Below are 14,654 nucleotides of genomic sequence, written 5' to 3' on the forward strand. Positions count from 1 at the left end.
TTAAGAATCTCCTATCCATAAAAAAAGAACTCTTATGAGTTCTTTTCTTTTTTATAATTATAATGATTAATTAAAATCCTGATTTCGTTAAATTCAAAATGGCTTGGCAGTGCATTCTTCCACTCGGTTAAAGTTTCGTGTGGATTTTTATAGAATTCATCTTCAAAAGCTTTGATTTTATCCGAAGTAATGACTCTGGCGATGTCCAGCAATCCCTGTTCGGCAAATTTGGCAAGATGCCCAATAACAGTTTCTTTCACCAGCCCTCTTTCCAAGGCAATTTCACCGATCGTTTTTCCCTGTTCAAACAGCTGGAAAGTTAAAACCTGTGACGGAACTTTAGCAATTTTCAGATTGATTTCCTTATCATTTTTTTCATCTAAAAGTTTCGTTTCAAGAAGGTGTATCTCTCTCAGACTGTTCAGATACTCTTCAATATCTTCCAGCCAGCTTTTAAATTCTTCGTTATATTGTTTTAAGCCTTTTGCACCTTTTATTTCGGCATAAAATTCTTTTAAAGGATCAAAAATTTTATTTCTGGTTTCTGTAAAGAAGAAATTAACAGCGCCTTTTGATTTGCTCTCAATTTCGGACCATTCTTCTTTCTGCTCAATAAAATTATTAACCTTCTGAAAAATGATTCGTTCCAGTTTTTCAAATATTTTTCCAAGATTTACCGCTTCATGCTTCAACTGAAGATAAAGCTGCTTGGTTTTAACATGGTCAATATTCTTGGTAACAATGGAAAGGTTATTCCACTCTTCCACTTCTTTCAAAAACCATGTACAGTCTAACGTACGCAGTACTTTTCTAATGCTGTAATCATATTTTTCCTGATTAAGGATCGCTTCAACATGATCATTGGCAATCGTATCTGTGTGGAAATGCAAAATCCTGTTATCTTTAAAAATAACTTCAGGAGTAATTTTTGATTTTAAAACAATCCCCTCCAATGTTCTGCAACGGGATAAAGCTACATAGACCTGACCGGCAGTAAAACTCTTTCCGGCATCAATAATCACTTTATCAAACGTTAATCCCTGACTTTTATGAATCGTAACCGCCCATGCTAATTTGATGGGAAACTGCTCGAAACTTCCCAACACTTCCTCTTTGATATTTTTATCCGTGTCAAGGAAATATTTTTTCTGTTCCCAGGTTTCTCTTTTGACAACAATTTCTCTTTCACTTTCATCCAGTACAACACGGATTTCATTTTCATCCAATCCAATGATTTCACCCAGTTTTCCGTTAAAATATTTCTTTTCACCAGAAATATCATTTCGGATAAACATGATCTGCGCTCCAATTTTCAGTTCTAAAAATTGTTCATTCGGAAATTGGTTTTCTTTGAAATCACCGACCAATTTAGCTTCATACACCTGAGGATCAACTTTTATTTCTGTCAGTTTCTCCTGATTGATCTCGTCTGCCATTTTGTTGTGAGAACAGAGATATACATAAGACTCTTTTCCCATATCAAAGTCAGGATCATACCTTTCATTAAGATGATCAAAGTCTATATTATCCACATCGCCGTCACGGATCGCATTCAGAATTTCCAGAAACTCTTCGTCAGATTGCCTGTACACTTTTGTCAGTTCAATGGTGACGATAGGAATTTCTTTAATGGCATGGCTGTCAAAAAAGAAGGGCGAGTTGTAATACATTTTCAAAATGTGCTCATCCCTCACTACCGGAGGAAGCTGATACAAATCCCCGATAAAAAACATTTGTACCCCTCCAAATCTCTGGTTATTCCTTCTGATGAATCTCAAAGAAAAATCCATCATATCCAGAACATCAGCCCTCAGCATTGAAACCTCATCAATGATAATGATTTCAACTTCTCGCAGAAGTTTCAGTTTGTCTTTACGGTATTTGAAATGAGGCATCAGATCGGCAATATTATTAGCCAAACTGGTATCTATCCTTTCTGTAGTAGGAAGAAAGGTTCTTAGCGGCAGTCCAAACATGGAATGGATGGTTACTCCTCCTGCATTAATGGCAGCAATCCCCGTGGGAGCCACTACAATATGCTTTTTCTTGGTACGCCTTACAAAATCATTAAGAAATGTCGTCTTTCCTGTTCCGGCTTTCCCGGTTAAAAAAACGCTTCTGTTTGTATATTCTATTAAGTCAAAAAAATGATTATTCATCTTCGTCAAAAATACGGAAATGAATTTGAATTTCTTACCTTGGCATAAGTTTTGAAAATTCTTAAAAAGAAAAAAGTTTATTGTGAAAAAATTATTCTTTCATATCCCGGCAATAGTATTGTGTACTACATTAACTTTAGTTTCGTGTAATACATCAAAGAATGCCAATACCAATCTTCCTATTGATATTGCTGACAGGCCTGCTGACGAAGACAGTCAGAAATATGAACAGGCACAGCTGGATAGATTAAAAGCTTCTATTGAATCTGAAGTATCAGGAGAAAAATGTACGGATGCCAGCGACTGGGCGTTTGCTCCTATGGGATCAAAAGCCTGCGGCGGACCTCAGCAATACATTGCCTATCCCAAGAAAATAGAAGCGACTTTCTTACCAAGGGTGAATGAGTATACGGATAAAGTGAAAGCTTTTAATGAAAAGTATAATATTACGTCTGACTGTATGATGATCGAGCCGCCTACATCACTCAAATGTGTTAATGGTAAGATCAGACTTATCACGCCGGATAATAATTAACAATAAAGCAAAGGTTCTATATCAAATCGAAAAAGCTCTGTTTCAGAACAGAGCTTTTATATTTATTTTAACTAGATCAATAAGTGAATTTTGCTTCGCAAGTGAATAGTGAATTCTGATCGCAAAATAATTGACAAGCGCAGCGAATTGACTATTCACTTGACCTCCTAAAATTGATGATCCTTCACATTCTCCTTATACCATGATGAATATTTCACATAGTTATCTGCAATTCTGTTCACTTCTCCTTCCAGTAACTGGGCATTGATATCTTTGATTTTTCTTGCAGGAACTCCTCCCCAGACTTCTCCGGATTTAATGTGAGTTCCCTGAGTCACTACAGAACCTGCTCCTACAATGGAGTTTTCTTCTACCAGACAGTCGTCCATCACAATAGCTCCCATCCCGATCAGTACATTGTCTTTAATGGTACATCCATGAACAATGGCATTATGTCCTATAGAAACATTGTTCCCTATATTCAAAGGATATTTCTGATACGTACAGTGCAGCATTGCATTATCCTGAACATTCACCTTGTCACCCATCTTGATATAGTGAACATCACCTCTGATCACTGCATTATACCAGACACTGCAGTCTTTTCCCATTGTAACATCGCCAATAATAGTTGCCGTTTCTGCTAAAAAAGTATTCTCTCCGATCTGTGGTGCTTTTCCTAAAAGCTGTTTTATTAGTGCCATAATATTAATTTGAAAATGTGAAAATGTGCCCAATTGAAAATTAAAATATACTATCTTTTCTGATATCTAACTTCTAAATTACAGTGATAGCAAAAATCTAACTCTCAATTTTCAGCTTCTAACTTCTAATGCGTATTTTTGTATCTCAAATTTAACGAAAAAATGCGTACCGTACTTATAGAACCAACTGAAAACCCAAAAGTGATGAAATTTGTAGCAGATTACAACCTCATCCCAGGGTCTTTGGAACTTGACAGAAATTCAGATATTTCAGAAATTCCTTTGGCACAGGAACTTTTCAATTATCCTTTTGTGGAAAGAGTTTTCATTACTGCTAATTTTGTAGCTGTGGCAAAACAGGATACCATAGAATGGGAACATGTTGCTGAAAGTCTGAAAAATGTAATTGAGGATGAATTACTGGCTAACCCGAGAATTTATCTTCAGAAGAAAAAAGAAATGTATCAGATTTATGCTGAAATGACTCCGAATCCGAATGTAATGAAGTTTGTATCAAGCAAACTGCTGATGGATGGTTTTGTGGAAGTAAAATCGAAAGAAGCTGCTGAAGAAGTTCCTTTGGCACTGGCTATTTTTAAAGAGTTTGATTTTGCTACGGAAGTTTTCATTTCAGACAATTTTGTAGCGGTTACAAGAGATAATTCTGTAGAATGGCACCAGGTGATGATGACTGTTCGTGCACTTATTGCCGAATATCTTCAGAACGGAGGTGAAATTTCAAAAATCGAACCTCAGAAACACGAAAACCCAGTTGAAAAAATCATCAACAGAGATTATACTGAAGATGAGCAGAAAATTTCTGACATCTTAAATGAATATGTAGCTCCTGCCGTAGAAAATGATGGTGGGAAAATTTCTCTGATGGAATATGATCAGGAAAGCAAAACAGCAAAAATGCTTCTACAGGGTGCATGCTCTGGCTGCCCAAGCTCTACTGCTACTTTGAAAAACGGAATTGAAAATATCTTAAAACAATTCGTTCCGGACTTAGTAGAAAGAGTGGAAGCCGTAAACGGATAAAACAGTTAAAATGCCTCCCGGAAAGAAAATTTTGGTGATCATTGGAAGTGCTTCGGCAAATTCCAGCAATCAGAAACTGATGGAACAGGTGCTGGAAAATATGGACAATACAGACTGTCAGATGTATACTGATCTAGCTTTCCTTCCCCATTTTGATACAGCATTAACGGATAATCATACTCCAGAAGAAGTTCTGAAAATCAGAGAAGATATTAAAAATGCTTCAGGGGTAATATTTTCCACACCGGAATATATTTTCAGTATCCCGGGAAGAGTAAAAAATCTGTTGGAGTGGTGTGTTTCCACAACAGTATTTTCTGAAAAACCAGTTGCTGTGATTACCGCTTCTGCCAGTGGAGAAAGAGGTCACGAAGAGTTATTATTAATTTTAAAAACTCTTGGAGCTGTAACAGATGATAAACATCAGGCATTAATAAAAGGGATAAAAGGCAAATTTGACGGCAATGGCTTACTGGAAAGTAATACCTTTGCCAAAGTATTAAAATTAGTAACAGATTTTACAAGTTCTGTTTCATAATTAAAATTTAGAATATTGAATAAGAAAGGAATTTTACTAGTCAACCTCGGATCACCGAGATCAACAGCTGTAAACGACGTAAAGGAATATCTTGATGAATTTCTGATGGATGAAAGGGTGATTGATTACCGTTGGATCTTTCGTGCCCTTCTTGTACAGGGAATTATCCTGAAAACAAGACCTGCAAAATCTGCTGAAGCCTATAAAACGGTTTGGACGGATGAAGGTTCTCCGCTGATCGTTATTACTGAACAAATCCAGAAAAAGCTTCAGAAAGTAGTAGATGTTCCTGTGGAAATCGGGATGAGATATGCACAACCAAGCATTGAAGCTGGTATCCAGAAACTTGTTGATCAGGGAGTCACTGAAATTGTTCTTTTTCCACTATATCCTCAATATGCGATGAGTACCACGGAAACCGTGATTGAAAAGGCGGAAGAAGTGAGAAAAAAGAAGTTTCCCGGTATAAAAATTAATTATATTCAGCCTTTCTACAACAGGGATATTTATATTAACTGTCTTGCGGAAAGTATTAAAGAGAAGCTTCCTGAAAATTTCGATGCATTGCAGTTCTCTTACCATGGTGTTCCGGAAAGACATATTTATAAGACAGATCCTACGAAGACCTGTAATCTTAATGACTGTTGTTCCAGAGAGGATAATCCAAGTCATCAGTTCTGCTATCGTCATCAATGTTATAAAACGACACAGCTTGTCATTGATAAATTGAATTTACCTAAAGAGAAAACGATTGTTTCTTTCCAGTCAAGATTAGGAAAAGACAAGTGGATTGAGCCTTATACCGACGAAACTCTGGAGACCATTGGCAAAAAGGGAATAAAAAACCTGGCTGTTGTATGTCCGGCATTCGTTTCCGACTGTCTTGAGACTCTGGAAGAAATTTCTGTAGAAGGAAAAGAGCAGTTCATGCATGGTGGTGGTGAAAATTTCCATTATATTCCATGTCTGAATGATGAAGACCGATGGATTGAAGTGGTAAAAACGCTTTGTGAAGAAAAACTGAATGATTTTTATTTAGTATAATGTACTTTACTCAAAATATACAAAAGGCCGCAAGAATTCACTTGCGGCCTTTTCGTTAAATATATTAAAGATTTGATTTGGTTATTTTTTAATCAGGTTTCCTGCTTTTTCTCCGTTTACCAATACAATATATACTCCCGGAAGAATATTGGAAGGCAGTTGGATGTTCAGTTTATTGGCTCCGTCAGTTATTTCTACTTTCTCAGAAATTTCTTTTTTACCAGTAAGACTTACCAGTTCTACAATTCCTTTTCCTGACTTCCCTTCAAAGTTGATGGTAAATCTGTCTGTTGCTGGATTTGGGCTTATCGTATAAAGCGGTGTTTCTGCTATTGCTGTTTTTCCTGCTGCTGAAGTTCCTCCTCCTACACCTACAGCATTCCATGCATTGGTAACCTGAGTTACTTCATTACTGCCTGCTCCATACAAATCTGCTGCTGCCTGAAGAGAATAAGTTCTTGCATTCGCATACGTAGAAGAAGACGTCAGATAAGTTGTCAAAGTTCTGTAGGCAATAGCCCCTGCCTTATCAAGTCCGATTCCGGAAACATTATAAGCAAATCCTTTATCGTTGGTGCCTGAACCTCCTGTTACTAACAGATAATACCAGAAGTTAAGGACACCTGAATTGGTATGAACCCCGCAATAATCATTAGATTGACTTGGAGTAACACAACCTGAAGTGGTGGTAGTTTTCCAGTAAGTTCCCATATAGGTATCCGGCTGGCTGTATGCATTAGGATTCGCCATATTTCTGATCACGTAGTTGAAATCTTCTCCCAATGTCCAGCTTGCCTGTGTAGGTCTTGCCCAACGCTCAATGGTATTTCCGAAGATATCTGAGAATCCTTCATTTAAAGCTCCGGATTCTCTCTGATAAGCAAGATTCGCTGTTTTAGAAGTCAATCCGTGTGTAATTTCGTGGCCGCATACATCTATGGCTGTTAAAGGTTTTCCACCGTTTGTGGTAGAACTTCCATCCCCATAAGTCATTCTTGAACCATCCCAAAATGCATTAAAATAATTGGTAGAATAATGAACATACGATTTAATAGCGAAGTTATTGTTATCAATACTCTTACGTCCGTATTTTGTGTAGAAATAATCCACTGTCATTTCTGCTCCCCAATGCGCATCGGTAGCGTATTGGTCTTTATTGGTATTGACATTATTCCAGTTATTGTCTGTATCGGTAAAATCTACCGCAGAAGCATAGCTGGTTCCTTTTTTCAGGTTGTAAGTTTCTACTGCTGTTCCTCCATTTCTTCCTGTTTCTCTTAAACGGTAACTTCCGTTATAAGAATCTGCAGTGATGCTGCGGGTTCCGCTATATCCTGTAACGGCTGTACCTGGTGTGTTCACTTCGTGAATGATAGCATCTACTCCTAATACTTTTCCATTTTTAGCATCTACAAAAACATATTGTCTGCTTAATGGTTTTTCGGCATAGATATCAAATTTATAGGCCAGCCTTAAATCATTCAGTTTATCATCATCAGGATTTGAATAATACACCAGTTCACCTTTTGGAGCATAGCTTGCATTGGGATCGCCGGTTTCTTTTTTAAGAAAATCTTCTTCTTCTTTATTTTTCCATTTATAGGATTCTGCGCCTACAAATGACAAAGCACTCTGTAAAGCAACATTTTCAGCAAGACTGGCAGTTTTGTCAAGGCCTTTCGGAATTTTAACAACCCATTTTCCTGATTGTCCTACAATTTTACCGCCTTTTGTCTGTACCGCCATCATTCCGTATTCTACGGGAATATCATTAACGGTCTGTTGAAATCTTTGAGTTTCAAAACCTAATGCATCTTTTTCCAGGCCTAGTTTGCGGGCTTGCCCCGGAGAAAGTCTCTGAGACGTTTCGTCAAATAAAACAGGGCTGCCCTGGTAAGCAGGTGCATTTTTTTCAAATCTCATAAATTCAGCATGTAATCCGCTTTTTCCCGGAATTAATTTTGATGGTGTGTTTTGTCCAAAGACAAAGGAGCATGCAGCAACGCTTGCTACTAAGATAAATTTCGTTTTCATATTAATATTGGTTGATTGTGGTGACGAATTTATAAACTTTTCACAATAAAACAAGAGAAACAATGAATAAAATTCAATTGATATTATAAATCAATAAATAAAACACAATAATGATTTTAAAAAAAAGAAAATTATTTAAATATAATTTTTCAATAATGTAAATTTTATGTTAAAATATTTAATTAAAATCAAAATTTTGTGAATTATTTTTTTTCACTATGCAGTGCATTATATTGTAGAAAATTAATAGTAATCTAAGATTTGAATGATTAATTCTTTCCAATACGAGCAAAAAAATAGGACCATCTTAAGAGACAGCCCTATTTTATATGTATATTTTAAATTATAATTACTTACCTTTTATTGGCAATCGGTGTTCTGAATTCTCCATATCCCATCAACCCATCATAATTTCTTCCAAATGGTGCATAATAAAGAAATGCCTGATAAAGATTTTCTGTCTGCCAGAAATTACCATTTACTTCCCCAAAGTTCAGGGAACCATTTCCTTCTTTTGTTGCTAAAACATAGTTATAAAACCCTTGTTTCAGGAATATTTTCGCTACATATTGTTTGGCAGATGCATCATACTGCATCTGATTTTCTTTGCTGGGTTTAAAATTATTAAATCCTCCCAGTACATAAATTTCTTTATCCACAGGATCGGAATCCAGGTAGAAATGTACCCATGAATAGTCAGCTTCTCTTTCAGCATCTCTTTCTCTACCCAAATCATTTCTTCTGTAATACCATGCTCCATTCACATCGGGCTGATACTGATAGTTTAAAGGAAACGCCCATACCGGATGAAGATACGTCTGGTTCACATCATCTTTTATTTCGGTAGCACGCACCATATCTGCGGCCATATTCATATTTTTATTATCGAAATAATAAAACTCATTATCTCCCGGAAAAACAAGATTCATCTGCTGGAACAATACCTGATTTCCTAAAACACTGCTCGGTTTAAGATTGGAAATCACCATATTCGGGTTGTTATTCTGCATCACATTCATCGTGATTGAATTAACATTGGAAGAAATATCTCCTCCTTTTGGAGAAACATTCACTTCCACCCTCTGATTAACGCTGGGATTTTTTGCATCAGCAAATCTTGAAATATTTAACCCCACAGACGTTACATCTTCTACCAGATAAAATCTCTTTTTGAACAAAGGCTGGTCTGCCGAATCTTTGTAGACAATCAGCTCATAATTCCCTGAAACTTTCAGCTGGATTTTATCATTCGGAAAAACCAGTTTATAGTGAGTGTAGGCTTGTAGTGTATTGAAAGAATATTGAAACTGATCCAGAAGAGCATTCATACTTCCGGTAGCAAATTCAGTAAAAAACAGATTATCTTCATTCCAGTTTCTGTCATAATGTTTGAAGGTATACCTATAGATCTGGCTGCCGTTGGTAAGATCATCAAAGCCCAGAACCAGCTGTTCACCTATCTTAATTACAGGGGTTTCATCATTGGTCTGAGGATTGAACAGCTGAACACTTTGGATATTTTGTCCAAAAACCAGTCCGCTCAAAGAAAGTAAGAGTATTCGCAAAGTTTTCATTATGACGAAGATAACGAAAAATAGCCATTTTCTTAATAATATCGTATTTTTGAATAAAAAATATTCAGATATGCTTCAGATTCAAGGTTTCGTATTCAACTTTGCGAGCGAAAATACTTATATCCTTTATAACGAAAATAAAAATGCCTGGTTAATTGATCCGGGAAATATGAATGCTCAGGAAACTCAGGCTATTGAAAACTTCATTGCTGAAAAAGGGCTGAAAATTCAGAAAATTCTATTGACCCACGCTCATATTGATCATGTATTGGGACTTCAGTGGGCTTTTGACAAATTCAATGTTCCTGTGAATATGCATCAGGAAGACCAGGAAGTTCTGGATATGCTTCAGGCAAGCGGGATGAGATTCGGAATGCAGATCAATCCAGTAAAAGTGAATGTAGAGTATGTGAAAGAAGGCGATGAACTTGATCTGGATGGAGAAAAGTTCAAAATATATCATGTTCCGGGACATTCTCCGGGAAGTGTTGTTTATCATAATGACAATCAGAAATTCATGATTTCCGGTGACGTTCTTTTTGAAGGAAGTATCGGAAGAACAGATCTGTATAAAGGAAATTATGATCAGCTGATTGAGGGTATTAAATCCAAACTTTTCATTCTGGATAATGATACTCAGGTTTTCTCAGGGCATGGAAATCCTACATCGATTGGTTTTGAGAAACAGTATAATCCGTTTTTGAAGTAAAAAAGTCGGAGGGTTTGAGGGTTTGAGAGTCATATAAATATCTTGAATCAACCTCAGATCTGATACTTTATATAAAAATTATTCTTGTTCGATAAAATTTAAACATAATTAACAGGTCGCTCCTCCGGAGCTATAATTTTAAAACCAATACGTTCTATTAACAGTTAGCTCCTATTGGAGCTAAATTTGATCCCATCGGGATCTACTGTTAGTAGAAAAAATAAAATCGCCGTAAAATAAAGCTCCGGAGGAGCGACCTGTTAATTCACCCCGCAAATATTGACATTCTCAATGTATTTATACTTTTTATCGAAACGTAATAATAAAAAATACAAAACCGCCAGAAATTCTGACGGTTTTGCTGTTATAAAGAAATAGAATTTAGAAATCCAGGGTGATTGAGGCTCTGGCAGCAGCTCCCATAATAGGTCTGGCCATGATGATTCCGTCTCCATTAGGTGATCCTGCTCTTGGATCGCCTTCTGTAATTCCAATGGTGTTAAAGATATTGGTACCGTCAACGGCAAAACGTATTCTCCCTAACTGGTAAGACATTCCCGCTCCAAATTCTGTGAAAGATGGCAGCGTCTGTACATTCTTCTCATCCTGGAAACGCTTTCCATAGTAGTTCATACTGACATAGGCTCTCCATGATCTGGTAATATTCACCGCTGGTGAAATATTAAAATAAAACTTCGGCATTCTTCTTACTACATTTCCTTCAAGAACACTTCCGGCTTCAAGGTTTTTATATTTCGGACTCTGAATGGTTCCATTAAAGGTAACTTCCAGTATATTATTGAATAGGCGGGCGAAACCTTCCACCTCAACTCCATAATTTTCTGTATTGGCAAAAGTATTTTCAGACTTTCCATCCGAGAAGATATCTGTAAATGACAGGTTCTTTAATGTAGAATAGAATGGAATTACTGCTACATCAAAAGTACGCGAATAATACTTATACCCTACTTCCAGCTGATTGGTTGTTACAGATTTTAACGGTTTATCAGGAGTCGGGTTGGAGAAATAATTGTAATAAGCTTCTTCATTAGGAGATCTGAAACCATTGGAGAAACGGGCATACACCGCATTTTCTCTATTGATTTTATAATTCGCAGCTAATGTAAAAGAAACTTTATCCACATTAAAGTTCCAATAGGTGTATTTGTTTCCTAATACGCTCATATTATCATCAGCAGTAGTCGTGTTGAAACCATAAGTTCCATCAGTGGTTAAGCCTGAATTATTTAAATTGGCAGTTGTTGTATTGACAAAATTTCCTTTGTAATAATCATGGCTGTAACGAAGCCCTCCATTTACGCTTAAAGCATCGGTAATGTTATAATCTAAGTTCACATACAGATCATTCAAACTTCCCTGAGTCTGGGTATCTCTCTGTAAGAACGTCATATTGGTTACTCCGTTATATGTTTTGGAATATCCAATATCTGAAGGACTTAAAGAAGTATCTACCAGATTCAGTAGTTCGGGTCTGTCTGTTGCTGTAGTCAGAATATTACTCCAGTTCCAGTATTGGTGTGATTTCCAGTTGGATTTATAGAAACCTGCGGTAACATTTCCTTTATCAAATTTATAGTTGAATTGTAAATCGTTCACAAAATTATTCATCTGCTTGTCGATTGCCCAGAAGCCAAGCTTTTGTACATATTGAGGATCAACAACACCTCCACTGCCTACCAATGAGTACTGATAGTTATTTCCGGTAATTCCGTTACTCTTAGCAAAATCGGCTGCCGTCTGTGGTCCACCTGCCGGGAAAATGCCCGTATAATTCATATTGATATTGGTGTATCTGGTTTTGTTTAAAACCGTGAAATTATTTCCAAGATCATATTTAAACTCAGCCCCTAATACATCTACTTTCGGGTGGATACCATCTTCAAGATTTCTGTTGAAAAATCCACCTCCCGCCTGAGGAATATTCAGTTGACTGATGGCTCTGTAGCTGTATGTTCCATAATTAGGATCAAATCCCTGGAATCCTTTCAGTTTATTTCCGTTCTGGATTAAAGGAATCGGAAGGAAGAATGTATTTCTGTCATCCAGTTTTTTGTAATATACTTTTACATAGCCTTTATCAAAGACGTATTTCAGATTCATTCTGATCTGCCCGCCGTTATTGGCTTTAAAACCCGTCTTTCTGATCCCGTCATCTGTTCTGTAAAAACCACCGACATTGAAAAACAATTTATCCTGAACCAATGCGCCTCCTACATTAACATCAGTACGCATCAATCCATAAGTACTTGTTTCCAGCTTTGCTGTACCTCTGAAATCATTGGTTCCTTCTCTGGTAATAAAGTTGATCAACCCTCCGGGAGAATTGGTTGCAAAAATAGAACCTGAACCTCCTCTCAACGCTTCCATACGGTTGACAGAATTGTCTACACGGAAAAAGTTGTCAGCGTTAGCAAACTGAAGCGCTCCGTCTTCAAAAACCGGAAGACCGTCTTCCTGTACCTGTACAAATTCATAAGCTCCTGCAGAAGGAATCCCTCTTGCAAAAAGGTTGTTTCCTACTTCACCTCCTGAAGTTTCTACCGCAAATCCAGGAACTCTCTGCAATAAAGCAGCTGCACTGATCGGGTTCTGTTTCTGAATTTCTTTGGAACTAAATGTGGAAATCGCTGTACTGGATTCTATTTTTTTCTTTGGATTTGAGTTTCCTGTTATGACAATCTGATCGATGGAAGAAACTTTTGCAGAATCCTGCGGTGTTTCCTGGGCATAAGCATTATTAAAATATAACGTAGCTGTTGCGGCGATTAAAAAGATTGATTTTTTTTTCATAGCCATATTTTTTATTGTTAGTTTCAGTTTTGTTGTAATTGTAAATACACTCCATTGGTCCAACCGAATCCGTCCTGATTAGGGTATTCCCCGCCGCCTGCTATTGTTTCTGTGTCTAATGCATTGTATTTTTCCATCAGTTTCCCGGTGTTTTTGTAGACCCTTTCTACATTGGAACACCAGTTGTTTTTAATTTTTTCTGCCAGCTCGTCAAAGCCGTAATTTTTCATTGCTTTAAATCCTAACCATTGATAAGGAGCCCATGCATTGGGAAGATCCCACTGCTGGCCTGAGTTTTTGGTTGTCGTAACAAGCCCTCCCTGGTAAAGAAACTTTTCAGCAACAGCTTTAGCAACTGCCTCAGCCTGCTTCTGATCTGCTATTCCAAGGAATAAAGGGTAAAGAGCAGCAATATGTTCAGACGGTGTTTTTGTGTTTTTTTTTGTGTGATAATCTTTATAATTGTTAGTATTTCCATCCCAGAAATAGTTATTGATCATCTGTCTTCGGCTTGCTGCTCTTTCTGAAAAATAATTTTCTTTTTCACTCAGATTTTGAAGTGCTGAAGATTTCGCTAAAGTCTTTTCCAAATGCCACAAAAGGCAGTTCAGATCAACCTGTGCCAGGTTCAGCGTTTCTATCGTCTGTATATTTTCTCCGTCTGCAAACCATCTGCTGGAAAAATCCCAGCCGGATTCGCAGGCGCTTCTTATATTTCTGTAAAATTCATCGCCTGAAGCGGTCTCATGATCTTCAATATCGATCAGATAACTTTCGGGGCGTGGTGCATTTTCTGCATCGTAATAACGGTTCAGGATATCTCCGTTTATTGTTTTCACTATTCTTTTTATGCTGGAATTGTTTTCAAGCCCTTCTTCGCCATCCATCCAGAAAGCATATTCTTTCTCCAGTGTTTCGTGGTATTTCGTATAAATCGCCTTGTCTTCTGTCGTTTCAAAAAGAAGGTCCAGCATCAGTGAAAAATAAGGAGGCTGCGATCTGCTCAGGAAGTGAGTTCTGCTGGCATTCGGAACAAATCCTACATTCTGGATCAGATAAGAACAGTTTTCAATAATATTCTCCATCATTTCTACTCTTCCGGAAACCTGCAATCCAAGCATAATAAAATAGCTGTCCCAATAGAAAAATTCATTGAAACGACCTCCGGGAACGATGTAGGGTTTGGGTAATTTTAAAAGGGTACCTTTTTCTTCATACGCTGTACGGGTCAATTCATCCCATAATTTTTCAATATGCTCTCCAATGGGGAGCTGATCTTCTCTCTGAATAGAAACTCTTGCTCCTAAAAAGTCAAAATGAGTCATCACAAAATCTTTCAGATCAAAACCTTCCGTATTTTTGGATTGTTCATAATCCTCATTGATCTTTGCAATGGGAAACAGAGGAACTGCATCCGTCATCATTTTCTGATCTTCAAAAATTTCAGATCTCTGTGCCTCATCAAACAGACTTTGAATTTCGTTTATGTAAAGCTGATTACTCAT

The 14,654-nt window shown here is 37.1% G+C and carries 11 protein-coding genes; 5 read left to right on the forward strand and 6 right to left on the reverse strand.

Annotation, left to right across the window (positions count from 1 at the left end; genetic code table 11):
- Positions 1–32: 32 nt before the first annotated feature.
- On the reverse strand, positions 33–2,159 hold the full coding sequence (locus RAH34_RS02990) for a helix-turn-helix domain-containing protein (protein WP_306595100.1): 2,127 nt from the start codon (positions 2,157–2,159) through the stop codon (positions 33–35).
- A gap of 82 nt (positions 2,160–2,241) precedes the next feature.
- Between RAH34_RS02990 and RAH34_RS02995 the strand changes: the two genes are divergently transcribed.
- Positions 2,242–2,694, forward strand: a complete 453-nt coding sequence (locus RAH34_RS02995) for a hypothetical protein (protein WP_114819262.1) — start codon at positions 2,242–2,244, stop codon at positions 2,692–2,694.
- A gap of 167 nt (positions 2,695–2,861) precedes the next feature.
- On the opposite strand, the gene RAH34_RS03000 is transcribed toward RAH34_RS02995, so the two are convergent.
- Complete coding sequence (locus RAH34_RS03000) at positions 2,862–3,398, reverse strand: gamma carbonic anhydrase family protein (RefSeq protein WP_034694954.1); 537 nt, start codon at positions 3,396–3,398, stop codon at positions 2,862–2,864.
- A gap of 162 nt (positions 3,399–3,560) precedes the next feature.
- Between RAH34_RS03000 and RAH34_RS03005 the strand changes: the two genes are divergently transcribed.
- From RAH34_RS03005 to hemH, 3 genes are read left to right on the forward strand one after another with little or no spacing between them, the layout of a single operon-like run.
- A complete protein-coding gene (locus RAH34_RS03005; RefSeq protein WP_047434954.1) occupies positions 3,561–4,439 on the forward strand; it encodes an iron-sulfur cluster biogenesis protein NfuA in 879 nt (292 codons plus the stop codon).
- Between the two features lie 10 nt (positions 4,440–4,449).
- Complete coding sequence (locus tag RAH34_RS03010) at positions 4,450–4,977, forward strand: NADPH-dependent FMN reductase (RefSeq protein WP_114819264.1); 528 nt, start codon at positions 4,450–4,452, stop codon at positions 4,975–4,977.
- Between the two features lie 15 nt (positions 4,978–4,992).
- Complete coding sequence (gene hemH, locus RAH34_RS03015) at positions 4,993–6,021, forward strand: ferrochelatase (RefSeq protein WP_114819265.1); 1,029 nt, start codon at positions 4,993–4,995, stop codon at positions 6,019–6,021.
- Positions 6,022–6,102: 81 nt separating this feature from the next.
- Here hemH and RAH34_RS03020 read toward each other — a convergent pair whose 3' ends face one another.
- Complete coding sequence (locus RAH34_RS03020) at positions 6,103–8,055, reverse strand: M4 family metallopeptidase (RefSeq protein ID WP_306595101.1); 1,953 nt, start codon at positions 8,053–8,055, stop codon at positions 6,103–6,105.
- 353 nt (positions 8,056–8,408) lie between these two features.
- Positions 8,409–9,629 carry a DUF5103 domain-containing protein gene (locus tag RAH34_RS03025; RefSeq protein ID WP_306595102.1) on the reverse strand — a complete coding sequence of 407 codons (1,221 nt, stop codon included), beginning with the start codon at positions 9,627–9,629 and terminating at the stop codon, positions 8,409–8,411.
- A gap of 70 nt (positions 9,630–9,699) precedes the next feature.
- Between RAH34_RS03025 and RAH34_RS03030 the strand changes: the two genes are divergently transcribed.
- A complete protein-coding gene (locus RAH34_RS03030; protein WP_114819507.1) occupies positions 9,700–10,338 on the forward strand; it encodes an MBL fold metallo-hydrolase in 639 nt (212 codons plus the stop codon).
- A gap of 381 nt (positions 10,339–10,719) precedes the next feature.
- Here the strand turns inward: RAH34_RS03030 and RAH34_RS03035 are convergent, their stop codons facing one another.
- Together RAH34_RS03035 and RAH34_RS03040 are read right to left on the reverse strand one after the other, a co-directional pair.
- Entirely contained in the window at positions 10,720–13,149 is a 2,430-nt protein-coding gene (locus tag RAH34_RS03035; RefSeq protein ID WP_306595103.1) for a TonB-dependent receptor, read from the reverse strand.
- A gap of 23 nt (positions 13,150–13,172) precedes the next feature.
- Positions 13,173–14,654 carry a trehalase family glycosidase gene (locus tag RAH34_RS03040; RefSeq protein WP_306595104.1) on the reverse strand — a complete coding sequence of 494 codons (1,482 nt, stop codon included), beginning with the start codon at positions 14,652–14,654 and terminating at the stop codon, positions 13,173–13,175.

Source organism: Chryseobacterium sp. WLY505 (assembly GCF_030846215.1).
Lineage (GTDB): Bacteria > Bacteroidota > Bacteroidia > Flavobacteriales > Weeksellaceae > Chryseobacterium.

What these genes read in the sequence shown, in the direction of transcription:
- RAH34_RS02990 (WP_306595100.1), bottom strand. Translation starts at nt 2,159, where the DNA reads ATGAATAATCATTTTTTTGACTTAATAGAATATACAAACAGAAGCGTT.
- RAH34_RS03000 (WP_034694954.1), bottom strand. Translation starts at nt 3,398, where the DNA reads ATGGCACTAATAAAACAGCTTTTAGGAAAAGCACCACAGATCGGAGAG.
- RAH34_RS03005 (WP_047434954.1), top strand. Translation starts at nt 3,561, where the DNA reads ATGCGTACCGTACTTATAGAACCAACTGAAAACCCAAAAGTGATGAAA.
- RAH34_RS03010 (WP_114819264.1), top strand. Translation starts at nt 4,450, where the DNA reads ATGCCTCCCGGAAAGAAAATTTTGGTGATCATTGGAAGTGCTTCGGCA.
- RAH34_RS03020 (WP_306595101.1), bottom strand. Translation starts at nt 8,055, where the DNA reads ATGAAAACGAAATTTATCTTAGTAGCAAGCGTTGCTGCATGCTCCTTT.
- RAH34_RS03025 (WP_306595102.1), bottom strand. Translation starts at nt 9,629, where the DNA reads ATGAAAACTTTGCGAATACTCTTACTTTCTTTGAGCGGACTGGTTTTT.
- RAH34_RS03030 (WP_114819507.1), top strand. Translation starts at nt 9,700, where the DNA reads ATGCTTCAGATTCAAGGTTTCGTATTCAACTTTGCGAGCGAAAATACT.
- RAH34_RS03035 (WP_306595103.1), bottom strand. Translation starts at nt 13,149, where the DNA reads ATGAAAAAAAAATCAATCTTTTTAATCGCCGCAACAGCTACGTTATAT.
- RAH34_RS03040 (WP_306595104.1), bottom strand. Translation starts at nt 14,654, where the DNA reads ATGAGTAATCAGCTTTACATAAACGAAATTCAAAGTCTGTTTGATGAG.